A 24696-nucleotide genomic window follows, 5' to 3' on the forward strand; every position below is an offset into this window, starting at 1 on the left:
AACCCCAAGGCTTGGCTGGTGTTTCTCTTCCCGACACCCGATTCCGCAACGGGCGGTTCGATACCGCAGGCGCGGAGCCGCGGAATACCGGAATCCCCAGGAGGAAAAACACGATGCCGAACCGCGATATGACCGGCACCGGCGGAACGACCCCGACCGGCTCCACCACTGGACAATCGACCGCCGGCAGCTCCACCACCGCCAACACGCTGTCGGGTGAACGCGGCAGCGTCGAGGACATCAAGAGGACCGTCAACCGCGCCGCCGACGATGCCATGGAAACCGGCCGCGAAACGCTGGGCCAGGCCCAGGGCCGCATCCGTTCGCTGCTTGAACAGCAGACCGGCCGCGCCGCCGACCAGCTGGGCGGCGTCGCCCAAGCCCTGCACAAGGCCGCCGAGCAGTTGAAGGAGGAGAATGGCGGCGAGAATGGCGGCGTCGTCGCCGATTACGCCGTGCAGGCGGCCGACCGCGTCGAGCGCGTCGCCGACATGCTGCGCGACGCCACGGTCGACGACATCGTCGGCGAGGTCGAAGGCTTCGCCCGCCGCCAGCCGGAAGTCTTCATCGGCGCCGCCTTCGCCGTCGGCTTCCTGGCCGCGCGCTTCATCAAGAGCTCGGGCGAGCGCCGGATGCACCGCGCCTCGTCGCTGCGCGGCAACGCCCATCCGTCGCAGAGCGTGCGGAGCACCCGCGGCACCGCCTATGACGTCGGCCGTGACCGCGGCCGCGACATGAACCGCGACTCCGACCGCACGCCGAGCCGCGGCATGGCCGGCGGCATCGCCGAGTCCATCAGCCGCGGCACGCCGTCCCGCAGCGCCGACACCCCCGCCACCGGCTCCTCCGGCGTCAACACCGGTAGCCTCGCCGGCCGCATGGAGTCAGAGCGCGCCTCCGAGCGCCTGGGTGAGCCGAAGCCGGCCGCCGGCCGCATCGGCATGCCGCTGTCGACCGCGCCGGCCTCCGTCACCGGCCGCGCCGCCTCGCCCGCCGCCGACACGGCGCTGGGCACCAGCACGGTCAGCACGCCCGCCGGAGTTTCGGGCACCACCGGCAGCGCCGGCAGCACCGTGAATTCCGGCACCACCGGCGCCGGCGGAACCCAGGGTGGGGCCGCGGGCACCTCCTCCACCTCCAAGCCGCAGGGACCGCGTCCATGAGCGCCGCCGAGAACCGCTATGACGAGCCGCGGGATCCGCGGCAGGACCGGCCGCTCGCCGGCCTGTTCGCCGATCTCGCCCGCGAATCCGCCAACCTCGCCCGATCCGAGATCGCGTTGGCGAAGGCCGAGCTGACCGACAAGGCCACCGAGGCCGCGGGCGGCGCCGCCTTCATCGCCGTCGGCGGACTGGTCGCCTTCGCCGGCGTCCTGGTTCTGCTTGCCGCTGCGGTTCTCGGCCTGTCCAACGTCCTGGCCCCGTGGCTGTCCGCGCTGATCGTCGGCGTGGTGGTTCTGGCGGTGGGCGGCATCCTGGCCTATGTCGGCAAGAACCGGCTGAAGCCCGCCAACCTCCGCCCCCGCCGCACCATGAACACGCTGGAAGAGGACAAGCGCTGGGCCAAGTCCCAGCTTGCCCGCTAGGGGCCGGCCGATGACGGACGACAAACGCACTCCTGCGGCCGGTCAGCCCGCCACGCCGCAGAATCTCGACGCCCTGGAGGGCGACATCCGCGCCAGCCGCGCGCGCATCGACGGCACCGTCGAGGCGCTGCGCGACCGCACCTCACGTCTGCGCGACAGCCTGGCGCGGTGGTCGCCCCAATCCCTGATGGAGAGCACCATGAAGCACACCTACACGCCGGCGACGCCGGACAATCCGTCCCAGCGCGCCTACCAGCGCCAGTCCGACCGCTACGAGAGCGGCCAGACCGTCCACTACAGGGGGTCGCGCTCCGCTTCGGACGGCTCCGTGCTGAGCAACGTCACCAGCAACCCGATCCCGCTCGCCCTGGTCGGCATCGGGCTGGGCTGGCTCGCCCTGTCCAGCACCGGCTATGACCGCCGCATCGCCCGCTCCAGCACGGTCCGGTCGGCCCGCCACCGTATGGACGAGGCGGTGGATTACGCCCGCGAGTCGCTGAGCGAAGCCTCCGACAGCGTCCGCAACGCCGCCAGCTCCGCCTATGACAAGGCGTCGGGCGCGGTCAGCTCGGCCTACGACAGCGCTTCGGACACCGTCGGCGGCATGATGGGCGGTTCGGACAGCGGCCACGTGTCGGGACGCGGCGACCTCCAGGGCCAGCGGCAATCGCAGGGCTACGCCAGCCGCGGCATGTCGCGCCTGTCCGCGATGGCGCCGTCCGCCGATCATCTGCGCCACCGCGCCCATGACGTGAGCACCGGCTTCTGGGATCTGGTGGAGGAGCACCCGATCGTCGCCGGCGCCATGGGCGTCGCTCTCGGCGCGGCCATCGGCGCCGCCCTGCCCGGCACCCGCTATGAAAAGCAGTGGGTCGGCGAGTATGCGGACGAGGCGACCGAACGCGCCAGGGCAATCGCGAAGGACGCGATCGACCGCGGCACCCGCGCCGCCCAGGCCGCGGCCCAGACCGCCGTCGAGTCGGCCAAGGAGGATGTCCGCGAGGTCGTTTCCGAAGCCACCAACGCCGCCCGCGACGAGGTCAAGAAGCCGGGCTGATCCCCGCATCCCGGTTGAATCGGACAGACCCCGCGCCCTCCCGGCGCGGGGTTTTCCGTTCTTCCACCCATATCGCGACAAATTGCCGCATCGCGGGCGCCCGGCGCCGCCTTGTCTATAGCGTGAGCGACGGAGCGGCGCTATAACCAAGCAGCCTCGATGGGTATTCCCGGCGGATGAGCCATGCACCGGCGCCAAAGCCACGGAAACCCTGCATTTTAATCGACAAACGCCCCTTGCCCCCCGCACCAATCAGGACTAAATTGGTCCTGTATTCGAAACCGGGGTGAAACGGGGTACGGTCATGATCCGGCTGAGCAAGCTGACCGACTATGCCATCGTCGTGTTGAGCGAGATGGCGCGGCAGGTGGGTGCGGTCCATACCGTCACCCATCTGGCCGAACGCACCGGCGTGCCCGCCCCGACCGTCGCCAAGCTGATGAAGGCGATGACGCCGGCGGGCCTCACCACGTCGCAACGGGGGGCCGCCGGCGGTTATGCGCTGAGCCGGCCGGCCGATGCAATCTCCATCGCGGAAATCATCACGGCGCTCGACGGTCCCATCGCGCTGACCGCCTGCGTCGACGGCGCCGACAGCCAATGCGGGGTTGAGCAACTTTGCCCCATGCGCGGCGGTTGGGAAAAGGTGAACCGCGCCATCCGCGGCGCGCTGGAGGAGGTGACGCTGGCCGACATGATGGCCCCCATCACCTTCCCGGCGCCGGCAGCCGCAACGACTTCCACCGCCGCCCAGCCGGCCCGCCCTGCGCACTGAACGGCGCGCACCGAACAGCATTCTTGAGAAGGACGAGGCAAAGCCATGGCCGCCCAACCGGAAACCGTCGAGCAGGTCCGCGCCGTCACGGAGCAGAAGTACAAGTACGGCTTCACGACCGACATCGAGGCCGACGTCGCGCCGAAGGGCCTGAACGAGGACATCGTCCGCTTCATCTCCGCCAAGAAGGAGGAGCCGGAGTGGCTGCTGGAATGGCGCCTGAAGGCCTTCCGCGTCTGGCAGACGATGGAGGAGCCGCAATGGGCCGCCGTCAGCTTCCCGCCCATCGACTATCAGGACGCGCATTACTATGCCGCGCCGAAGAAGAAGGCCGGTCCGAAGTCGCTGGACGAGGTCGATCCGGAACTGCTGAAGACCTACGAGAAGCTGGGCATCCCGCTGCGTGAGCAGGAGATCCTGGCCGGCGTCGAAGGGTCGGAGGGCAAGAGCCCGGCCATCGCCGTCGACGCCGTGTTCGACAGCGTGTCGGTCGCCACCACCTTCAAGGCGAAGCTGGAGGAGATGGGCATCATCTTCTGCGCGATTTCCGAAGCGGTGCAGAAGCACCCGGAGCTCGTGAAGAAGTATCTCGGCTCGGTGGTGCCCTACACCGACAACTATTATGCGACGCTGAACTGCGCGGTCTTCACCGACGGCAGCTTCGTCTACATCCCCAAGGGCGTGCGCTGCCCGATGGAGCTGTCGACCTATTTCCGCATCAACCAGGCCAACACCGGCCAGTTCGAGCGCACGCTGATCATCGCCGACGAGGGCAGCTACGTCAGCTATCTGGAAGGCTGCACCGCGCCCCAGCGCGACGAGAACCAGTTGCACGCCGCGGTGGTCGAGCTGGTGGCGATGGACGACGCGACCATCAAGTATTCGACCGTCCAGAACTGGTACCCCGGCAACGAGGAAGGCGTCGGCGGCATCTACAACTTCGTGACCAAGCGCGGCGCCTGCCGCGGCAGGAACTCCAAGATCTCCTGGACGCAGGTGGAGACCGGCTCCGCGATCACCTGGAAGTATCCGAGCTGCATCCTGCAGGGCGACAATTCGGTGGGCGAATTCTATTCGGTCGCCATCACCAACAACCTCCAGCAGGCCGACACCGGCACCAAGATGATCCACATCGGCAAGAACACCCGCTCGACCATCGTGTCGAAGGGCATCTCGGCCGGCAAGGCGCAGCAGACCTACCGCGGGCTGGTGAAGATCCTGCCCAGGGCGGAGGGCGCGCGCAACCACACCCAGTGCGACAGCCTGCTGATCGGCGACAAGTGCGGCGCCCACACGGTCCCCTACATCGAGAGCCGCAACCGCTCCGCCCGCATCGAGCACGAGGCGACGACGGCCAAGATCAGCGAGGACCAGCTGTTCTACTGCCGCCAGCGCGGCATCTCGGAAGAGGACGCGGTGTCCCTGATCGTCAACGGCTTCTGCAAGGAGGTCCTGAAGGAGCTCCCCATGGAGTTCGCCGTGGAAGCGCAGAAGCTGGTGGGCATCAGCCTGGAAGGCAGCGTGGGGTAAGGGGAACCTCCCGCCCGCGCAAGGAAAACCGACAGAACGTGAAGCCCGGACGGCGTGCCGGAAGCCTGAAGAAGACAACGAGGCCAAGACGATGATCGAGATCAAGAACCTGCACGCCACCGTGGACGGCAAGGAAATTCTCAAGGGCGTCGACCTGACGATCCGCCCGGGCGAGATCCATGCCATCATGGGGCCGAACGGCGCCGGCAAGAGCACCATGTCCTACGTGCTGGCCGGCCGCGACGGCTATGAGGTCACGGAAGGTTCGGTCACCTATTACGGCAAGGACCTGCTGGCGATGGAGCCGGAAGAGCGGGCGGCCGAGGGCGTCTTCCTGGCCTTCCAGTACCCGGTGGAAATCCCCGGCGTCGGCAACACCACCTTCCTGAAATCCGCGATCAACGCCATCCGCAAGCATCGCGGCGAGAAGGAACTGGACGCCATGCAGTTCCTGAAGCTGATCCGCGCCAAGACCAAGGCGCTGAACATGTCGGACGAGATGCTGAAGCGCGCCGTCAACGTCGGCTTCTCCGGCGGCGAGAAGAAGCGCAACGAGACGCTGCAGATGGCGGTGCTGGAGCCGAAATTCGCCATCCTCGACGAGACGGACAGCGGGCTGGACATCGACGCACTGAAGATCGTGGCGGAGGGCGTCAACGCCCTGCGGTCGCCCGAGCGCTCGATGCTGGTCATCACCCACTACCAGCGCCTGCTCGACTACATCGTTCCCGACCATGTCCATGTCCTGGCCGCCGGCCGCATCGTGAAGTCGGGCGGCAAGGAGCTGGCGATGGAGCTCGAGAAGAACGGCTACCGCGACTTCGGCGCGAGCGAGGCTGCCTGATGTCGGCGCTCCTTTCCCAAGCCAACTCCCCCCTTCATCCCATGACCTACTCGACGCGGGGCGCCGATCCGGCGACGGCGCCGGCCTTCCTGGCCCCGCTCGACCAGATGGGCCCCGGCCTGCCCGGCAGCGGCCTGTCCTGGCTGAACGACCTGCGCGCCGCCGGGCGTGAGCGCTTCGCCGCCGTCGGCCTGCCGACGATCAGGAACGAAACCTGGCGCTACACCAACCTGCGCGACCTTGCGAAGACCGCCTTCCAGCCCGCCGCCCCCACCGCGGCGGTCATCGACCTGCTGCCGACCGTGCGGGCCGAGGGGCAGGACGGGCCGCGGCTGGTCTTCGTCGACGGCCGCTTCCGTGCCGATCTGTCGTCGGTCGACGGCCTGCCGCTCGGCGTGGAACTGCTGAGCCTCGAGGCCGCGCTGACCACCCATTCCGACCTGCTCGCCGACCACATCGGCCGCCTCGCCGCGGCGGACGACCGGCCGCTTGTGGCGCTGAACAGCGCCTATCTCGCCGACGGCCCGGTCCTGCATGTGCCGGCCGACGTGCAGGTGGAATGCCCCATCGAATTGGTCTTCGTCTCCGACGGGTCGCAGTCGCACGCAACCTCCTGCCATCCGCGCACCCTGATGATCGCGGAGGCCGGGTCGAGGGCGGTGGTGGTCGAACACCATGTCAGCCGCGGCGCCGGCACCACGCTGTCGAACCACGTCACCGAGGTGTTCGTCGGAAAGGGCGCGACGCTGCATCATTACAAGTCGCAGCGCGAAGGCGGCGGCGCCATCCACCTGTCGCACATCGCGGCGACGGTGGAGACCGGCGGCTGCTACGACAACTTCATCCTGACCACCGGCGCGAAGCTGTCGCGCAACGAGGTGGTCAGCCGGCTGGACGGCACCGAGGCGCGGACGCATGTCAGCGGCGGCTATCTGGTCCGCGGCACCCAGCACGCCGACACGACCACGGTGATCGTCCACGCCCAGCCGAACGGCACCAGCCGCGAGGTCTACAAGGGCGTCATCGACGACACGGCGCGCGCGGTGTTCCAGGGCAAGATCACGGTCTGCCCGGATGCGCAGAAGACCGACGGCTACCAGTTGAACCGCGCCCTGCTGCTGTCCGACGGCGCCGAGATCGACAGCAAGCCGGAACTGGAAATCCATGCCGACGACGTGAAGTGCAGCCACGGCTGCACCGCGGGCGAGCTGGACGACGACGCGCTGTTCTACCTGCGCGCCCGCGGCATCGACCGCGACACCGCCCAGGGCCTGCTGATCGGCGCGTTCCTGTCGGAATCCCTTGAGGAAATCGCCGAGGAGCCGATCCGCGAGGCGTTCCAGAGGATCGTGGCCGGCTGGCTGGAGGAGCAGAAGTAACCATGTCCGATGCCATCCTGAACCAAGCCTACGACGTGCAGCGGGTGCGGGAGGATTTCCCGATCCTCGCCCGCAGCGTCCACGCCAGGAAAGGAAAGCCCGGCAAGCCTCTCGTCTATCTGGACAGCGGGGCGTCCGCCCAGAAGCCGCGTCAGGTCATCCAGGCCATGACCCGCTTCCTGGAGGAGGACTATTCCAACATCCATCGCGGCGTTCATTTCCTGTCGCAGACCGCGACCGACCAGTTCGAGGCGGTGCGGACCAAGGTCGCGCGCTTCCTGAACGCGCCCAGCGACCGCTGCATCGTCTTCACCCGCAGCTCGACCGAGGCGATCAACCTCGTCGCCAGCAGCTATGGCCGGACCTTCCTGAACGAAGGCGACGAGGTCATCCTGTCGATCATGGAGCACCACGCGAACATCGTTCCGTGGCAGTTGCTCCAGGCCGAGAAGAAGATCGTCATCAAGGTCGTGCCCTGCGACGAGGACGGCGTCCTCGACATGGACGCCTACAAGGACCTGCTGTCCGACCGCACGAAGCTGGTGGCGATCACCCATTGCTCCAACGTCCTGGGCACCGTCACCCCGGCCAAGACCATCGCCAAGCTGGCGCATGAGCGCGGCGTTCCGGTGCTGTTCGACGGCAGCCAGGCGGTGGTGCATGGCATGGTGGACGTGCAGGACATCGACGCCGACTTCTATGTCTTCACCGCCCACAAGCTCTATGGCCCGACCGGCATCGGCGTGCTGTACGGCAAGTACGACCTGTTGAAGAAGATGCCTCCCTACCAGGGCGGCGGCGACATGATCGAGAGCGTCAGCTTCGACGGGACCACCTTCAAGGCGCCGCCGTCCCGCTTCGAGGCCGGCACGCCGCCGATCACCGAAGTCATCGGGCTGGGCGCGGCCATCGATTACGTCGAGGCGCTGGGCCGCGACGCCATCGCCGCGCACGAGCACGATCTGCTGCAATACGCGACGCAACAGCTGTCGCAGATCGACGGCCTGCGCATCGTCGGCACCGCGCCGGGCAAGGGGCCGATCATCTCCTTCGCGCTGGAGGGCGTGCATCCGCACGACGTCGGCACCATCGTCGACCAGTATGGCGTCGCCGTGCGCGTCGGCCGGCACTGCGCCGAGCCGCTGGCCGAGCGCTTCGGCGTCGGCCCCACCGTCCGCGCCTCTTTCGGCCTGTACAACACGCGGGAGGAAGCCGACGCCCTCGTCCAGTCCCTCCAGGCGGTCAAGGAGTTCTTCGGAGCATGATGGACGATCTGCGCGAGCTGTATCAGGAAGTGATCCTGGATCACGGCAAGAATCCCCGCAATTTCCGCCATCCCGACGACGCCAACCGCGAGGCGAAGGGCGAGAACCCGATGTGCGGCGACCGCTTCATGGTCTATCTGACCCTGAAGGACGGGGTGGTCGACGACGTGGCCTTCCAGGGCCGCGGCTGCGCCATCTCCACCGCCAGCGCCTCGATGATGACGGAACTGGTGCGCGGCAAGACGGCGGAGGAGGCCGAAAGGCTGTTCCACGCCTTCCACGAGCTGTGCACCCAGGACGAGCCCGACATCCCCGAGGGCGTCGATGACGAGACCATGGAAAAGCTGATGGTGATGTCCGGCGTGCGCCAGTTCCCGGTGCGGGTGAAATGCGCGACCCTGGCATGGCATGCGATGAACGCAGCGCTCCACGGCGAGGCTGCGGCCTCCAGCGACCAGTATTGAGGGAAGGGGGATCGAAATGCCCGATGAAGCCCTGACGCAGCGCCCGATCGCCCCGAACCCGGCCGAAGCCGAGGCGCATATGAAGGCCGAGGCGGCGAAAGAAGCCTCCGACTCCAAGGAGTTCGCGCCGATGCCCCAGCCGCCCGAGGGCTACGACCCGCGGGAAGAGATCATGGATCGCGTCGTGGCGGCCATCAAGACCTGCTACGACCCCGAAATCCCGGTCGATATCTGGGAACTCGGCCTGATCTACCGTGTGGACATGGATGGCCAGCGCAATGTCGAGATTGATATGACGCTGACCAGCCCCATGTGTCCGGTGGCCGGCGAACTGCCCGAGCAGGTCCGTCAGGCCGTGCTGGGCGTCGAGGACGTCAACGAGGTCAAGATCGACCTGGTGTGGGAGCCGCCCTGGCACCAGGGCATGATGTCCGAGGAAGCCCGCCTGCAACTGGATATGTTCTGAGCCGATTTAGGAGACCGTCACCATGGCCCGTTCCCTGCCCAAGGCGCTCACGATCACCGACGCCGCCGCGGAGCGCGTCAAGGCGCTGATGTCCAAGGCCACCGACGACATGGTCGGCCTGCGCATCGGCGTGAAGGCGCGCGGCTGCTCCGGCCTCAGCTACGACGTTCAGTATGCCAAGGAAAAGATGAAGTTCGACGAGGTGGTGGAGGACAAGGGCGTCACCATCCTGATCGACCCCGCCGCCGTCATGTTCCTGATCGGCAGCGAGATGGACTATGTCGACGACAAGTTCCAGACCGGCTTCGTCTTCAGGAACCCCAACGAGAAGGGCCGCTGCGGCTGCGGCGAGAGCTTCCACGTCTGAGGTCCGGCAAAGCCTCCACCGCTGCTCGCGGCGGTGGAGGAAGCATCGGTTTAATTCCCGCGTAGTTTTGACTCATACCCACGCTTGCGCTATGGTGATCGCATCGCCACGCAAGGTTGGGAGCGCGAGATGGTGCAGAGCGTTTACAACAGCGCCTGGGCGGCGCTGACCGGCAGGACCGCAGCGGCCCAGCTGTTTTCCAGCAAGACCGCATCTACCCCATCCTTAACCGCAGCGTCGGCCGGTGACAGCGTGACGGTCAGCAAGCTCGGCAAGGCCCTGACCGGCTTGGCGGCGAAAGCCTTCGAACATCTCGATTCCGACAGCAGGAAGCAGTTGGAGGGCCTCGTCGAATCCGGCCGCGTATCGGCGGACGACGCGGTGAAGGGGCTGCGGTCCCTGGCGAAGAATGCACTGTTCAATCGTTTCGCGACCGAGGGCGGCCACAGCGCCGAAGAGCAGCAGATGGCTGACCGCATGAAGGTCCAGCGCGAACAGAGCGCCGCCGCGAAAGCCGCCGAGAACCCGGACCATGGGGCGGCGCTCAAGGATCTCGACCAGTTGGGTGAAGTCCAGAAAAACGGATCGATCAGCCAGGAGGACGTGAGCGCCATACACCGATCGGTTTCCGAGCGCCTTAGGGGATTTGGAGTTTCAGGTAAGCTGCAGTTCGCCAGAGAAGAGGGCGCTTTGATGGAGGCGGTTTTCAAAAGCAAAACGAACCGCTTCGTCGATCTCGATTTTGGCGAGGACGATCGTGAAACAAGCGCGACCACGAACAAAATCGCAAGCAAGGATGAACTGGCGGCCGCTGAGCGGCTCTTCGCCGCCGGTTTCAAACTCGAGAACAATGCCATGGCGCGCTTTGCCGCCGATTACGACATTCCAGGTCTGGGCAAGGGCGCGATGCCGGCTTGGTCCAGCTTCAAACCGGTCAGCCGGTAGACGCTGGCGCCCCGATGCCGCGGAGTCGCCGGCCGTTCCCTCAGGATCCTCTCTTTCAGGAACCTCTCATTCAGGACATGGGATTGGGCGGCGGCTTCGGCATTTCCGGCAAGGGAATGAAGTCGCCGCTGTCCAGGTCGGGCAGTTTCATCCGTCCGGCCCGCCAGTCGGCCTTGGCCTGCTCGATCCGCTCCTTCGACGAGGATACGAAGTTCCAGTCGATGAAGCGCTGGCCCAGCGGCTCGCCGCCGACGGCCATGACGATGGAGTGCGTGGAGGCGGTCAGAACCGCCGGATGACCGGGGACGAAGACGGCCATCCGGCCCGCATCGAAGCGTTGCCCCTCGGCCTCCACCGATCCCGCCACCACATAGACCGCCCGTTCCCATCCATCCGCCGGCAGTTCCACCCGGGCGCCGGGGGCGAGATCCCAATGGATGTAGAACAGCGGTGAGTGCGTCCTCACCCCCGCCCTGGCCCCGAACGCCTCGCCCGCCACCAGCCGGCCGCGCACGCCGCCCTCCTCGAAGACCGGCAGGTCGCCGGTGCCGTAATGGCTGAAGGCGGGGTCGGTCTCCTCATCCGCTACGGGCAGGGCGACCCAGGCCTGAATGCCGTGCAACCGTCCACCCTCCATCCGCGCCCGCTCGAAGCGTTCGGAATGGGTGATGCCGCGGCCGGCGGTCATCCAGTTCACCTCGCCCGGCCGGATCGCCTGTTCGGAGCCCACGCTGTCGCGGTGCATGATCTCGCCCTCGAACAGGTAGGTGACGGTGGACAGGCCGATGTGCGGGTGGGGGCGTACGTCGACGTCGCGCGGCAGGCCCGGCTGGAAATCGACCGGCCCCATATGGTCGAAGAAGACGAAGGGGCCGACCATCCGCCGCCGAGCGAAGGGCAGAACCCGCCCCACCTCGAAGCCGCCCAGGCTCTTGCGGCGCTGTTCGATGACAAGTTCCAGCATCGGATTCCCTCCCGGCGGATGGTGTTGCGGCCCGATATGCGTTCAGGCGTCCGGATTGCGCGGCACGCTCTGGATGACTTCGAACCCTTCGAACTCCGGCGGCCCGACATACAGCGGCTTGCTGGTGCCGGCTTTGCCGTGGGCGGCACGGAAGGCCTCCGACCGCGTCCAGTCCTGAAACGCGGCTTCCGAATTCCAGACGGTGTGGGAGGAATAGAGCCGGTATTCCTCCCGGTCCGGTCCACGCAGCATGTGGAATTCGACGAATCCCGGAACCTTGTGCAGGTGAACCTCGCGGTTCAGCCAGAGCTCTTCGAAATCCTGCTCCGCCCCGTGGCGGACCTTGAAGCGGTTCATCGCGATGAACATGCGGTTTCCCTTCCCGGCGTTATCGGCAGGCACGGCCCCGGACCTGGCCCCGACCTTGACCAGGATAGAGGTTGGGGCCGCCGCAGTGCAATCAACCCGGTCTGTCGCCCGCTGTCTTCCTGAATGCTTACGATCCGTTAATACAAAGAAGCTCTAATATGGGATAACTGTATTATGGCTGGCGGCCGGATCGGTCGAGCACGCAGCCCTGAGGAAAGGCATGACCGGAACAAGCATAACGCAGACGGCAGCGGACAGGCTCCGCTATAAGCCGCCCGGCACCATTGCGACCATTCTCATCCTGGCTGTTCCGTTCCTGCTGGTTCTCGAAGCGGCATCGCTGACAGGCTCGGGCGATCTTGCCAACTACCTGCCTCTTCACACCTTCTTCGAGATCTTCGCCATCGCCGTGGCCGCCCTGATCTTCGCGATCGGCTGGCATTCCCACACGGATGAAACGCCGCCGGCCCTGCTGGCCCTGTCCACCGGCTTCCTCGGGGTGGCGCTGCTCGATTTCGGGCATCTGATGTCCTACGCCGGCATGCCCGATTTCGTTACCCCGTCGGGACCGGAGAAGGCCATCGCCTTCTGGCTCGCCGCCCGTGGGATGGCGGCGGCGGCGCTCCTGCTCGCCGCCGCCCTGCCTTGGCGTTCCGGATCTGCGGCGCTGCGATTTCCGCTGATCGGCGCCGTGCTGGCGATCACCGCGGCGGTCTACTGGGTCGTGCTTTGGCAGCCCGGCCTGCTGCCGCGCACCTTCATCGCCGGCCAGGGGCTGACGCCGTTCAAGATCGTGTTCGAATACGGGCTGGTTCTGCTCTATGCCGGCGCCGCCCTGAACTTCCACAGGAGGCGTCGCGAGGCCCGCGCGCTGGACGTCCACCGCATGGTGATCGCCGCCATCGCCGTCGCGATCAGCGAACTCTGCTGCACGCTCTACTTCAGCGTCTACGACCTCGCCAACCTGGCCGGTCACGTCTACAAGGTCATCGGCTACTGGTACCTGTACCGGGCCGTGTTCGTCACCGCGGTCCATTGCCCCTTCATCGCGCTGCACCAGTCGGAGCGCGACCTGTGGCGGGAGAAGGAGCGGGCGCGCGTCACCCTGCTGTCGATCGGCGACGGGCTGATCGCGACGGACACCGCCGGCCGAGTGACCCTGATGAACCCGGTGGCCGAGCGGCTGACCGGCTGGAACGGTGGCGAGGCGGCCGGACGGCCGGTGACAGAGGTCTTCGACATCGAGAATGCCGAAACCGGGGAGCGGGTTCCCGTGCCGGTCCAACAGGTGTTGGAGAATGGCCAACTGGTCGGTCTCGCCAACCACACGGTGCTGGTGGCGCGCGACGGCGGCCGCAGCCACATCGCCGACATGGCTTCGCCGATCCGCGACCTCGACGGAACCCTGCACGGCGTGGTCATGGTCTTCCAGGACGTGACCGAAACCTATGCCAGCCGGGAGGCGCTGAAGGACAGCCTGTCGCTCAACACCGGCATTCTGGAAAGCGCCGCCTGCGGCATCGTCGCCACCACGCTGGACGGCATCATCCGCGTCTTCAACCGTGAAGCGGAGCGGATCTTCGGCTATCCGGCCGGGGAAATGGTCGGCACGGCCTCCCTGCCCCACCTCTTCGACGGGGAAGAGCTTCGCGCCCATGCCGACCGGCTCGCCGCGGAGCTGGGGCACAGGGTTCCCGCGGGGTTCGAGGCCCTGGTCGCCCGTACCCGCGACAGCGGCCTGCCGGATTCCGGCGAATGGACCGGCCTGCGCAGGGACGGCGCCCGCATCGCCCTCTCCGCCGCCACCAGCGTTCTGCGCGACAGCGGCGGCGCGGTGCGCGGCTATCTGACCGTGGTGATGGACATCACCGAGAGGAAGCGGGCGGAACGGCAGATCGAAAGCCTCGCCCATTACGACCCGCTGACCAACCTGCCGAACCGCCGCCTCCTGCTGGAACGGCTGGACGGCCAGCTGCGCACGGCGCGGCGGAACGGTCGCTGCGGCGCGTTGATGTTCCTCGACCTCGACGACTTCAAGGGGCTGAACGACGCCCATGGCCATGTCGCCGGCGATACCCTGCTTCGTGAACTGGCGGGCCGGCTGAAGGCCGCGCTGCGCAGGGACGATCTGGTCAGCCGCCTGAGCGGCGACGAGTTCGTCATCCTGCTCCCCGACCTGGATGCGACGCCGGAAGGCGCCTCAAAGGTCGCGTGGCGGGTGGCGGAGAAGCTGCGGCAGGCCGTCGCCCGGCCCTTCCGCCTGGGCAGCCATGGACACAGCATCTTCGCCAGCATCGGCCTGACCGTCTTCCCCAAGACGGCGGAGGAAACGGTGGAGGATCTGCTGACACAGGCCGACATGGCCATGTATGCCGCCAAGGACGCCGGACGGAACACCATCCGCGACTATGATCCGGCTATGCTGGCCGATGCCCAGGCCCGGCTGGCGTTGCAGCAGGATCTGCGCAAGGCGGTGGATGCCGGAGAGTTCACGCTGTTCCTGCAGCCGCAGACCGGCGCCGACGGCACCCTGGTCGCTGCCGAGGCGCTGATCCGCTGGCAGCATCCGCAGCGCGGATTCGTGGCGCCCGGCGCCTTCATCGCGGTGGCCGAGGACTCCGGCCTGATCCTGCCGCTGGGGGACTGGATCCTGATGGAGGCCTGTCATGTCCTGCGCCGTCTGGCCGATGCTGGCTGCAATTGCCGCCTCTCCGTCAACATCAGTCCGCGCCAGTTCCGCCAGCCGAATTTCTGCGCCGGCGTCGTCGCCGCGGTCCGCGCCAGCCGCATCGACCCGCGCCTGCTGACGCTGGAGATCACCGAGGGAATCGCCATCGACGACTGTGCCGACACCGTCGCCAAGATGTCGGAACTGGCGGCGATCGGGATATCCTTCTCGCTGGACGATTTCGGCACCGGCTTCTCGTCGCTGTCCTACCTGAAGCAGCTGCCGGTGGGAGAGCTGAAGATCGACCGTTCTTTCGTCCAGGATGTGGACCGCAACAGCCACAACGCCGCGCTGGTGGAAACCATGCTGTCGATCGCCGGCCGGCTTGGATTGAAGGCGGTGGCGGAGGGGGTGGAAACCGCTGCCGAGCGGGATTTCCTGCGCGACCACGGCTGCGCCATCTTCCAGGGCTATTTTTTCGACCGGCCGATGCCCGTCGACGACTTCATGCGCAAATACGTCGTCCCGGCGGAGCGGGCCGCCGCCAGGGAGCCGGCGCTCACCTGAAACCATTACGCCTGAACCGGCGGGAGAAGGCCGCTTGGACCTCCCCCGAACCGGCATCCAGGTTACTTCTGGGCGACCATCTTGGGCTGGCCGTTGGTCCATTCATACATGACGTAGTTCGGCTTGGTGATGTCGCCCTTCTTGTCGAACTCGACCTCGCCGACGACGGTGTCGTAGCTGCCGGAATGCAGCGCGTCCGACAGCTTCTTCCCGTCGACGCTGCCGGCCTTCTGCAGGCCCTGCGCGATCACCTGCACCGCGGCGTAGCTGTAGAAGGCGAAGTTGCCCGGTTCCGGCAGGCCAGCCGCCTTGAAGGAGGCGATCAGCTCCTGCGCCTTGGGATCGCTGGCCGCCGACGGGCTGTCTGTGTACAGCGTGCCCTCGCCGGCCGGGCCGGTGATCGACCAGTATTCCTGGTTGTTCAGGCCGTCGCCGGCGATGAACTGCGGCTTCAGCCCCTGCTCCTGCGCCTGACGGACGATCAGGCCCAGCTCCGGGTGATAACCGCCGTAATAGACGGCATCGATCTTCTTGTCCTTCAGGCTGGTGATCAGCGCCGAGAAGTCGCGCTCGCCGGCGGTGACGGAGCCGCGATAGGCGACCTTGCCGCCGGCCTTCTCCAGCGTGTCGGCCACGACGTCGGCCAGCCCCTTGCCATAGGCCTGCTTGTCGTCGAGGACCGCGATGTTCTTGCCCTTGAAGGCATCGGCCAGATACTTGCCGGCGACCACGCCCTGCTGGTCGTCGCGACCGCAGACGCGGAAGATGTTCGGGTGGCCCTTGGAGGTCAGCAGCGGGTTGGTGGCGGTCGGGGTGATCATCACCACGCCCTCCTCCTGGTAGACGTCGGCCGCCGGGATGCTGGCGCCGGAGCACAGATGGCCGACGACCGCCGCGACCTGATCGCGGACGAACTGGTTGGCGACAGCCACCGCCTGCCGCGGGTCGCAGGCGTCGTCGCCCACCTTCAGCACCAGCTTCTGGCCCAGCACGCCGCCCTTGGCGTTGATATCCTCGATCGCCTGCCTGGCGCCGTACACCGACTGCTCGCCCAGCGCCGCCACCGGACCGGTGGTCGCCGTGCCGAGGCCGATGACGATGTCCGCCTGCGCCGTGCCGAAGCCGGCCAGCAGTGCCGTCGCACTGACGAAGGAAAGGACGGTGAGACGCATATTATTTCTCCTGGGATGACCATTTTGCGCCGGACCACGCGCAACGGCCCCGGCACATTCCCATTTCTGACCCAAGCGACAGGATTTTGAAAGCGCGATCATGGGTGGCCCGGCACGTGGACCACCCCCCGCGGCTCTTCGTCGTCGCCCAGAGATGTCTCACTATTTGGCATAGCACGAAACTATTTGACACATATTGAGACATACGCAAGCATGCAAAAAACGACGGCAACACACAAGTCATGGGCGGCATCATCCAAGGAAGCGAGCAGGAAGCGGAAGCCGGCAAGCCGCAGGGCGCCGGAACCCAAACCCTGCTGCGTGGTCTGGCCTTGCTGGAATGCGTGGCGGCCGGGGTCGGCGACGTGAAGGGGATCGCGGCGCGGCTCGGCACCCCGCGCAGCACCACCCACCGCATGCTCGTCAGCCTCGTGGCCGAAGGGTATCTGCACCATATCCCCTACAAGGGCTATCTGCTGGGCCCGAAGCTGATCCAGCTGGGGATGAAGGCGCTGGAGCAGCGCCCCCTGGTCGCCGTCGCCCGCCCGCATATCGAGGGGCTGGCACTGGCAACCGGCGACACCGTCCATCTCGGCGTCGAGGACAACGGCGAGGTCTTCTATCTCGACAAGATTCCCGGCACCCGCGGGCTGGAGATGCGGTCCCGCACCGGACAGCGCATGCCCATCGCCTCCACCGGATTGGGCAAGGCGCTGATGCTGGGCATGACCCCCGCCCGCTGGGCATCGCTGCACGCCCTGCTCTGCTCCCCCGACGCGCCGGCCGACCGGCCGCGTCCCGCGGACTGGCCGCAGTTCCGGATGCAGTTGGACCGCTACCTCGCCCAGGGCTGGGCGATGGATTTGGAAGAGAACGAACTCGGCATCCGCTGCGTCTCCGCGCCGGTGCGCGACGGCCGGAATCTGGTGGTGGCGGCGATCAGCGTCGCCAGCGCCGTCCCCTACATGCCCGACGACCGCATGGCCACTCTGGGACCGCTGGTCCGTGCCACGGCGGACGCGATATCCAAGGATCTGGGATGGATCTCACGATAACCTCCACCGCCGACGCCACCACCGAACCGGCGCTGGTCGCGCTGGACTGGGGGACGTCGAGCCTGCGCGGCTTCCTGATGGACAGCGACGCGCGCGTGGTTGCCGAACGGGCGTCCGCCCACGGCATCCAGAACCTGCCGCAGCCCGGCCCGGCCGGATTCGACGCCGCGCTGGCCGCCCTGTGCGGGGACTGGCTGGACGCGCATCCCGGCTTGCCGGTGGTGGCCGGCGGCATGGTCGGCAGCGCCCAGGGCTGGGTCGAGGCGCCCTATGTCACCACCCCGGCCGACGCGGCGACCCTGGCCGACAAGGCGGCGCGGGTGGTGACGGCGGCCGGCCGCCCCATCCTGATCGCCCCCGGCGTTCTGCACGACCCGGCCGGCGCGCCCCCCGACGTGATGCGGGGCGAGGAAATCCAGATCGCCGGCGCGCTGGCCCAGAATGCCGACTGGGCGCGGAACGCCTGCATCGCGATGCCCGGCACCCATTCGAAATGGGTCCGCGTCACCGACGGGCGCGTCACCGCCTTCTCCTCCTTCATGACGGGGGAGCTGTTCGCGGTCCTGAAGACCCATTCCCTGCTCGGCCGCCTGATGCCCGCCGACCGCGAGGCATCGCCCGAGGATGAGGCGGCGGCCTTCGCCGTCGGCATCCGCGCCGCGCAATCCGCCGGCCCCGGCGACCTGCCCCACCAGCTGTTCGCGACCCGCACGCTGGGCCTGACCAAACGCATGCCGGCCGAGGCGCTGGCGCATTACCTGTCGGGCCTGCTGATCGGGCACGAGCTGCGCGCCGGCCTCGCTCTGCTGGCGGAGATGCCGGCGGGCACGCCGCTGCTGCTGATCGGCGCCCCGGCGCTGTGCAGCCGCTATGGCCGCGGTCTGGCCGCCTTCGGCGTCACGCCGGCGGCACAGCTCGGCAATACCGCCCCGCGCGGCCTGTTCCAGTTCGCCGCCGCGGCCGGGCTGCTTCCGGCCGGCACCACCCCTGCACGATGAGCGCGCCATGACCGAGCTTTCGCTTTCCGCCCGCTTCGATGCCGCCTTCTCCGCCCTGCCGCTGGTCGCGATCCTGCGCGGCCTGACCCCGGCGGAGGCGGAGCCGGCGGCGGCGGCACTCTACGAGGCGGGATTCCGGCTGATCGAGGTGCCGCTGAACTCGCCCGACCCGTTCGACAGCATCGCCGCCATCCGCCGTGCCCTGCCCTCCGACGCCCTGGTCGGGGCCGGCACGGTGCTGACGCTGGATGCCGTGGAGCGGCTGTCCGCCATCGGCGCCGATCTGGTGGTGATGCCGCATGCCGACACCGCGATCATCCGTGCCGCCAAATCGCGCTCGATGGTCTGCACCCCCGGCGTCGCCACCGCGACGGAAGCTTTCGCCGCGCTCGCCGCCGGGGCCGACGCGCTGAAACTGTTCCCCGCCGAACAGATCCCCCCGACCGTGGTGAAGGCCCTGCGCGCGGTGATCCCGCACAGCGTGCGGCTGCTGCCGGTCGGCGGCATCACGCCCGACACCATGCAGCCTTTCCGCGCCGCCGGCGCTTCCGGCTTCGGGCTGGGTTCGGCGCTCTACAGCCCCGGCATGCCGGTGGCCGAGATCGCGGTCCGCGCCAAGCGCTTCGCCCAGGCCTGGGCGGAAGGTTCGTCCGGCCGCTGATCGACCTCCCTTCCTGATCGTCGTCTTTCAACGACCGGCGCAGAAGCCGGCACACCCAGAGGGATTGCCATGAAGGTCTCCACCCGCCTGACCCGTACCGTTCTGACGGCCGGCCTGTCCGCCGGCATGCTGTTCGCCGGAGCCATGACCATCTCCGGCGCCGCCATGGCCGCCGAGTATCCGGCCAAGCCCGTCGAGCTGATCGTTCCCTATGCCGCCGGCGGCGGCACCGACCTCGTCGCCCGCGCCTTCGCCGATGCGGCCAAGAAGCAGCTGCCGCAGTCGATCGGCGTGGTGAACAAAACCGGCGGCGGCGGCGCCGTCGGCCTGACCGAGATCATGGCCGCCCGTCCCGACGGCTACAAGATCGGCATGGGCACGGTGGAAATCACCCTGCTGCCGCACATGGGCGTCGCCCGCTTCACCGTCGACGATTACACCCCGATCGCCCGCCTGAACGCGGAGCCGAGCGCCATCACCGTCAAGGCCGACGCGCCGTGGAAGACGGTGGAAGAGTTCCTGGAGCATGCCAAGGCCAACCCGGGCAAGGTCCGCATCGGCAACTCCGGCACCGGCGCCATCTGGCACCTCGCGGCCGCGGCGCTTGAGGAGAAGTCCGGCACGACCTTCAACCATGTGCCCTTCGACGGCGCCAACCCGGCCGTGACCTCGCTGCTGGGCGGCCATATCGAGGCGGTTTCGGTCAGCCCGGCCGAGGTGTCGAGCCAGCTCGCCGCCGGCCAGCTGCGCATGCTCGCCGTCATGGCCGATGAGCGCAGCAAGACCTTCCCGGAGGTGCCGACGCTGAAGGAGAAGGGCATCGACCTGTCCGTCGCCACCTGGCGCGGCATCGTTGTGCCGAAGAAGACGCCGGCCGCGGTGGTCGACACCCTGCGCACCGCCAGCAAGGCCGCTGCGGAGGACCAGGCTTTCCGTGACCAGCTGGCCAAGATGAACCTGACCTGGGCCTATGCCGACGGTCCCGAGTTCGGTCAGGCCATGCAGAAGGACAACGCCTTCTTCAAGGATCTGATGACCAAGCTGGGCATGGCGAAGTAAAGCCGCAGCGACGCGGTTCCCGGCGGGTCGCCATCGGGAACCGCGTCATAGGTTGAGGAGACCGGATCATGAGCACCGCACCCGCAGGGGGAGCAGACCCCGGCCTTGGCAACGCCATGCCGCTGACGACGAAGATCGCGAACCTTGTCATTGCCGTCGTTCTGATCGCCATCGCGGCCTCGGCCATCGCCGCGACCGGCAATTTCCCCAAGAGCATGCTGGCGACCGACGTGGGTTCAGCCCGCTTTCCAATCATCCACGCCGGCGCGCTGATCCTGCTGTGCCTGATCCTGATCGCCAACACGCTGCGCACGCCAACCGCCCCGGCAGCCGCCGGAGCGGCGTCGGTCGGCATCGCCGGCTATGCCGGCGTGGCGCTGGGCATGCTGGCGACCGCCGGCTGCATCGCCGTCATGGGGTATGTCGGCTATGGCATCGCCACGGCCGTCTACATGGCGGTGATCCTGGCGCTGATGGGACAGCGCAGCCCGGTCTGGAACCCGGTGCTGGCGGTCGGCGTGACGGCGCTGGTCTATGGCGTCTTCCACTACGCGCTTCAGGTGCCGTTGCCGGTGGGGGTCCTGTTCGAATGAGCCACCCCACCCTTCTTATGGCCGCACCGATCGTCGGGGAGAATCGCCGCCATGCATGAACTCGATCTTCTGATGAACGGCTTCGCCACGCTGGCGTCGAACCCGCTGGCGCTGCTTCTGGCGCTGTTCGGCGTCACGCTCGGCATCTTCATCGGCGCCTTGCCCGGCCTGACGGCGACCATGGGCGTCGCCATCCTGCTGCCCTTCACCTTCGGCATGGATCCGGTGTCCGGCCTGCTGATGATCTCCGGCGTCTTCTTCGGCGGAATCTATGGCGGCTCGGTGACGGCGATCCTGCTGCGCATCCCCGGCACCCCGGCCGCCGCCGCCACCGCGATGGACGGGTTCGAGCTGACCCGGAAGGGCAAGGCCGGCGTGGCGCTGGGTACAGCGACCCTGTCCTCCTTCCTCGGCGGCACCGCCAGCATCGTCGTCCTGATCTTCCTGGCCCCGGTGCTGGCCGGCTTCGCCTTGAAGTTCAGCGCGTCGGAGAGCTTCGCGCTCGCCGTCTTCGGCCTCAGCATCATCGCCAGCATTTCCGGCCGGTCGGTCATCAAGGGCCTGATCGCCGGCTTCCTCGGGCTGCTGATCGCCACGGTCGGCATGGACCCGATGGACGGCTTCCCGCGCTTCACCGGCGGCTATACCGAGCTGTTCAATGTCCCCTTCATCCCGGTGATGATCGGCCTGTTCGCCGCCGCCGAGGCCTTCAAGTCGCTCGAGGATCCCAAGGTCCGCATGGGCATGGCCGCCGCGCTTGGCCGGATCATCCCGGAATGGGCGACCTTCCGCCCGCTGCTGGGTACGGTGGCGCGCTCCAGCGGTCTCGGCGTGGCGATCGGCATGATCCCCGGCGCCGGCGCCGACATCGCCGCCTATGTCGCCTACAACGAGGCCAAGCGGTTCAGCAAGACGCCGGAGAATTTCGGCAAAGGCGAACTGTCCGGCGTGGCCGCCTGCGAATCCGGCTCCAACGCCTGCACCGGCGGCGCGCTGCTGACCATGCTGACTCTGGGCATTCCCGGCGACGCCGTCACCGCGGTGATGCTGGGCGCCCTGACGCTGCAGGGGCTGCAGCCCGGCCCGCTGCTGTTCAAGGACCATGCCGAACTGGTGTTCACCCTGTTCGCCGGCATGCTGTTCTGCTACGTCGCCATGCTGGTGGTCGGGTTGGGGTCGCTGCGCGTCATGGGACGCGTCCTGCAGATGCCGAAATCGGTGCTGACCCCGGTGATCCTGGTCCTGTGCATCGTCGGCACCTATGCCATCAACAACAGCCTGTTCGACATCGGCATCATGCTGGCCGCCGGCGTCGCCGGCTACTTCATGCTGAAATGGGATTTCCCGGCCTCGCCGGTGGTGCTGGCGCTGATCATGGGTCCGATGGCGGAGGCCAATTTCCGCCGCGCCCTGTCGCTGTCGGGCGGAAGCTATGACTTCCTCTACACCCGTCCCATCACCGTCGTGCTTCTGAGCGTCGCCATCCTGACCCTGTTCCTGCCGCTGGTGAAGCGCTGGCGCAGCCATCGGTCGGAAACCCGGCGAACCGGAACCCAAAGCCCTCTGAATCAAGCCTGAGCACAAGGAAAGCAATCATGTTCGACGATCTGAAGGGCCGCCGTGTCCTGATCACCGGTTCGACCCAGGGGATCGGTCTGGCCGCGGCGCAGGCCTTCGCCCGCCACGGCGCCAAGGTCGGCATCAACGGCCGCAAGGCGCCGGCCGATCTCGACTCCATCCTCAAGGCGATGGAATCCGCGGGCGGCGAGGCGGCCTTCTTCGCCGGGGATCTGTGCAGCAGCGCCGCTTGCAAGTCCGTGGTGGACGCCTTCGTCGAGCGCTTCGGCGGCATCGACGTGCTGATCAACAATGCCGGCGGTCTGGTCGGCCGCAAGCCGCTGGAGGAAATCGACGACGAGTTCTTCGACGCTGTGACCGACCTGAACGCCCGTTCCGCCCTGATGACCACCAAGCACGCCCTGCCCCACCTGCGCCAGTCGGCCAAGGACAGCGGGCAGACGGCCTCGGTGATCCTGGTCGGGTCGGTCGCCGGCTATACCGGCGGCGGGCCGGGCGCCGGGCTGTACGGCGCCGCCAAGGCGTGGCTGCACAACATCCAGAAGAACTGGGTCGCCTTCCACACCAAGGAGGGCATCCGCTTCAACACCGTGTCGCCGGGCACCTTCGACACCGCCTTCCATGCCGACAAGGACGAGGCCGCCAAGGCCCGCGTGTCGACCGGCATCCCGATGGGCCGCTTCGGCAAGCCGGAGGAATGCGCCCCGACCTTCCTGTTCTTCGCCTCCCATGGCTGCTCGGGCTACATCACCGGGCAGGTTCTGGACGTGAACGGCGGCCAGTTCATGCCGTAAGGCCAGTACCGGCAGGGATCTGCAGGACAAGCGCCCTTTCCCGCTGTTGTCGGAAGACACGGCTTGGAGATGGACGACCATGGCCTCGCAGATCCCCCTGTCGGAGGACAGCAGCGCGATCGATCCGGCGCTCGACGCGCTGCGCAACGACCATACGCACGAGATCGCGCCCGACCTCGCCTATCGGCGGCTCGGCATCGTCAACGTGGTGTTCTGGGGTCCGCCCGGCGCCGGCGACCGCGAATGGGTGCTGATCGATGCCGGGCTGATGGGCACCAAGGGCTTCATCCGCGCCGCGGCGGCCGAACGTTTCGGTCGCGACTCCCGCCCCGCCGCCATCGTCATGACCCATGGCCATTTCGACCATGTCGGCGTGCTGGAGGATCTGGCGGAGGAATGGGACGCGCCGGTCTACGCCCACCCGCTGGAACACCCCTATCTGAACGGTCAGGCCGCCTACCCGCCCGGCGACCCCTCGGTCGGCGGCGGCGCCATGGCGGCATTGGCGCGCTTCTACCCCCGCAAGCCGGTGAATGTCGGACCGCGCCTGCGGAGCCTGCCGGAAGACCGCTCGGTGCCGGTCATGCCGGGCTGGCGCTGGGTCCACACGCCGGGGCACAGCGTCGGCCATGTCTCCTTCTGGCGCGAGCGCGACCGCTCGATGATCGTCGGCGATGCCTTCGTCACCACCGGGCAGGAATCGGCCTACGCGGTCGCCGTGCAGCGGGCGGAGATGCACGGCCCGCCGATGTATTTCACCGTCGAATGGGACAAGGCGCGGGAGTCCGTCGCCAAGCTGGCCGCGTTGGAACCGGAACTGGTCATCACCGGCCATGGCGAGCCGATGCGGGGAGCGGAGATGCGCACCGCCCTGCACCGGCTGGCGGACGAGTTCGACCGCATCGCGATTCCGCGCCGGGGCATCTATCTGGAAAAGCCGGCACGGGCGGAGGACGGGACCGCCTATTGCGGGCCGGAAGGTTGAATTTCGTACTGGGCATGAGGCACCGGGGCACACTGCCCCGGTTATCTCGCGATGAGCCGCGGCAGGCACCCAGATTGCTGATCCGGGGCGCCGGCTCGCGCCTCAGGCATATTGCGCAAGGCCGTTGCCGAGCGACCAGTTCTCCTTCGCCACTTCGACGATGTTGACGAACACGTCCTGCGGCCGAATGCCGGGATCTTCGCCGAGCAGTTCCACGATCCGCGCGAACAAAGCCTTTTTCTGTTCCACGGTGCGGGTGTTGCTCGCCGTGATCTGGATGTATACGAGGTCATCCCCTCGCGAGACGCCAAGATAAGATGAACTGTAGCGGAAGTTCACGGCATCGTGTTCGGTGATGGCCATGAACTGATCATCCTCCGGAACGTTGAAGGTTTCATGCATCGCGCGGTAAAGGCCATCGAATATTGCCTGCCGGTAGGCCTCCGGCTTTCCGGCGCGCAGGGAGATGTGAACGAGCGGCATCGTAGATCCTTTCCATGACGTCCTCGTTCAAAATAGCCGTGGAGCAGTCATTTCCATATGCTATGATTTTTTA

25 protein-coding genes are annotated in these 24696 nt (G+C 67.4%); 21 read left to right on the top strand and 4 right to left on the bottom strand.

The genetic code is table 11. The annotated features are described in order from the left end of the window. Nucleotides 1–113: 113 nt before the first annotated feature. The 12 genes from DM194_RS17330 to DM194_RS17385 all read left to right on the top strand — a co-directional run bounded on the left by DM194_RS17330 (nt 114) and on the right by DM194_RS17385 (nt 10677). On the top strand, nt 114–1163 hold the full coding sequence (locus DM194_RS17330) for a hypothetical protein (RefSeq protein WP_111068827.1): 1050 nt from the start codon (nt 114–116) through the stop codon (nt 1161–1163). Next, the gene (locus DM194_RS17335) at nt 1160–1585 is read left to right on the top strand and encodes a phage holin family protein (protein ID WP_111068828.1); all 426 of its coding nucleotides are present in this window, start codon (nt 1160–1162) and stop codon (nt 1583–1585) included. Before DM194_RS17330 ends, DM194_RS17335 begins: the two co-directional genes overlap by 4 nt. A gap of 10 nt (nt 1586–1595) precedes the next feature. After that, nucleotides 1596–2642 carry a hypothetical protein gene (locus tag DM194_RS17340; protein WP_111068829.1) on the top strand — a complete coding sequence of 349 codons (1047 nt, stop codon included), beginning with the start codon at nt 1596–1598 and terminating at the stop codon, nt 2640–2642. Nucleotides 2643–2946: 304 nt separating this feature from the next. Next, nucleotides 2947–3417 carry an SUF system Fe-S cluster assembly regulator gene (locus tag DM194_RS17345; RefSeq protein WP_111068830.1) on the top strand — a complete coding sequence of 157 codons (471 nt, stop codon included), beginning with the start codon at nt 2947–2949 and terminating at the stop codon, nt 3415–3417. 45 nt (nt 3418–3462) lie between these two features. Continuing rightward, nucleotides 3463–4947, top strand: a complete 1485-nt coding sequence (sufB, locus tag DM194_RS17350) for a Fe-S cluster assembly protein SufB (protein ID WP_111068831.1) — start codon at nt 3463–3465, stop codon at nt 4945–4947. Between the two features lie 91 nt (nt 4948–5038). Continuing rightward, entirely contained in the window at nt 5039–5791 is a 753-nt protein-coding gene (gene sufC / locus DM194_RS17355) for a Fe-S cluster assembly ATPase SufC (RefSeq protein ID WP_111068832.1), read from the top strand. Beyond that, on the top strand, nt 5791–7170 hold the full coding sequence (sufD, locus tag DM194_RS17360; RefSeq protein WP_246024434.1) for a Fe-S cluster assembly protein SufD: 1380 nt from the start codon (nt 5791–5793) through the stop codon (nt 7168–7170). Before sufC ends, sufD begins: the two co-directional genes overlap by 1 nt. A 2-nt stretch (nt 7171–7172) precedes the next feature. After that, entirely contained in the window at nt 7173–8435 is a 1263-nt protein-coding gene (locus DM194_RS17365; RefSeq protein ID WP_111068834.1) for a cysteine desulfurase, read from the top strand. After that, on the top strand, nt 8432–8899 hold the full coding sequence (gene sufU, locus DM194_RS17370) for a Fe-S cluster assembly sulfur transfer protein SufU (RefSeq protein ID WP_111068835.1): 468 nt from the start codon (nt 8432–8434) through the stop codon (nt 8897–8899). Before DM194_RS17365 ends, sufU begins: the two co-directional genes overlap by 4 nt. Before the next feature lie 16 nt (nt 8900–8915). Further along, nucleotides 8916–9365: an iron-sulfur cluster assembly protein gene (locus tag DM194_RS17375; RefSeq protein WP_111068836.1), complete on the top strand. Its 450-nt coding sequence runs from the start codon at nt 8916–8918 to the stop codon at nt 9363–9365. A gap of 22 nt (nt 9366–9387) precedes the next feature. After that, nucleotides 9388–9732 carry a HesB/IscA family protein gene (locus DM194_RS17380; RefSeq protein WP_111068837.1) on the top strand — a complete coding sequence of 115 codons (345 nt, stop codon included), beginning with the start codon at nt 9388–9390 and terminating at the stop codon, nt 9730–9732. Between the two features lie 129 nt (nt 9733–9861). After that, nucleotides 9862–10677 carry a hypothetical protein gene (locus DM194_RS17385; protein WP_111068838.1) on the top strand — a complete coding sequence of 272 codons (816 nt, stop codon included), beginning with the start codon at nt 9862–9864 and terminating at the stop codon, nt 10675–10677. A 70-nt stretch (nt 10678–10747) separates the two neighbouring features. Here DM194_RS17385 and DM194_RS17390 read toward each other — a convergent pair whose 3' ends face one another. Together DM194_RS17390 and hmuQ are read right to left on the bottom strand one after the other, a co-directional pair. After that, complete coding sequence (locus tag DM194_RS17390) at nt 10748–11641, bottom strand: pirin family protein (protein WP_111068839.1); 894 nt, start codon at nt 11639–11641, stop codon at nt 10748–10750. Nucleotides 11642–11683: 42 nt separating this feature from the next. Continuing rightward, complete coding sequence (gene hmuQ / locus DM194_RS17395) at nt 11684–12010, bottom strand: heme-degrading protein HmuQ (protein ID WP_111068840.1); 327 nt, start codon at nt 12008–12010, stop codon at nt 11684–11686. A gap of 220 nt (nt 12011–12230) precedes the next feature. On the opposite strand from hmuQ, the gene DM194_RS17400 reads away from it, so the two are divergent. Next, nucleotides 12231–15245, top strand: coding sequence for a bifunctional diguanylate cyclase/phosphodiesterase (locus DM194_RS17400; RefSeq protein ID WP_111068841.1), 3015 nt, complete (start codon nt 12231–12233; stop codon nt 15243–15245). A 62-nt stretch (nt 15246–15307) separates the two neighbouring features. Here the strand turns inward: DM194_RS17400 and DM194_RS17405 are convergent, their stop codons facing one another. After that, entirely contained in the window at nt 15308–16417 is a 1110-nt protein-coding gene (locus tag DM194_RS17405) for a branched-chain amino acid ABC transporter substrate-binding protein (protein WP_111068842.1), read from the bottom strand. Between the two features lie 242 nt (nt 16418–16659). Between DM194_RS17405 and DM194_RS17410 the strand changes: the two genes are divergently transcribed. From DM194_RS17410 to DM194_RS17445, 8 genes are all read left to right on the top strand, one after another. After that, nucleotides 16660–17472: an IclR family transcriptional regulator gene (locus DM194_RS17410; protein WP_111068843.1), complete on the top strand. Its 813-nt coding sequence runs from the start codon at nt 16660–16662 to the stop codon at nt 17470–17472. After that, complete coding sequence (locus tag DM194_RS17415; RefSeq protein WP_111068844.1) at nt 17457–18470, top strand: 2-dehydro-3-deoxygalactonokinase; 1014 nt, start codon at nt 17457–17459, stop codon at nt 18468–18470. The genes DM194_RS17410 and DM194_RS17415 overlap by 16 nt, the downstream gene beginning before the upstream one ends. A 7-nt stretch (nt 18471–18477) precedes the next feature. Beyond that, a complete protein-coding gene (locus DM194_RS17420; protein WP_111068845.1) occupies nt 18478–19131 on the top strand; it encodes a 2-dehydro-3-deoxy-6-phosphogalactonate aldolase in 654 nt (217 codons plus the stop codon). Between the two features lie 69 nt (nt 19132–19200). After that, on the top strand, nt 19201–20190 hold the full coding sequence (locus DM194_RS17425; protein WP_111068846.1) for a tripartite tricarboxylate transporter substrate binding protein: 990 nt from the start codon (nt 19201–19203) through the stop codon (nt 20188–20190). Nucleotides 20191–20258: 68 nt separating this feature from the next. After that, nucleotides 20259–20783 (top strand): tripartite tricarboxylate transporter TctB family protein, encoded by a 525-nt coding sequence (locus DM194_RS17430; RefSeq protein WP_111068847.1) that lies wholly within the window; start codon nt 20259–20261, stop codon nt 20781–20783. Nucleotides 20784–20834: 51 nt separating this feature from the next. Beyond that, a complete protein-coding gene (locus DM194_RS17435; protein ID WP_111068848.1) occupies nt 20835–22361 on the top strand; it encodes a tripartite tricarboxylate transporter permease in 1527 nt (508 codons plus the stop codon). A gap of 17 nt (nt 22362–22378) precedes the next feature. Further along, nucleotides 22379–23155 carry an SDR family NAD(P)-dependent oxidoreductase gene (locus tag DM194_RS17440; protein ID WP_111068849.1) on the top strand — a complete coding sequence of 259 codons (777 nt, stop codon included), beginning with the start codon at nt 22379–22381 and terminating at the stop codon, nt 23153–23155. Nucleotides 23156–23234: 79 nt separating this feature from the next. Next, nucleotides 23235–24140, top strand: a complete 906-nt coding sequence (locus DM194_RS17445; protein ID WP_111068850.1) for an MBL fold metallo-hydrolase — start codon at nt 23235–23237, stop codon at nt 24138–24140. Nucleotides 24141–24242: 102 nt separating this feature from the next. On the opposite strand, the gene DM194_RS17450 is transcribed toward DM194_RS17445, so the two are convergent. Further along, the gene (locus tag DM194_RS17450) at nt 24243–24623 is read right to left on the bottom strand and encodes a tautomerase family protein (RefSeq protein WP_111068851.1); all 381 of its coding nucleotides are present in this window, start codon (nt 24621–24623) and stop codon (nt 24243–24245) included. Nucleotides 24624–24696 lie beyond the last annotated feature (73 nt).

The sequence above is a fragment of the Azospirillum ramasamyi genome, assembly GCF_003233655.1.
GTDB lineage: Bacteria > Pseudomonadota > Alphaproteobacteria > Azospirillales > Azospirillaceae > Azospirillum > Azospirillum ramasamyi.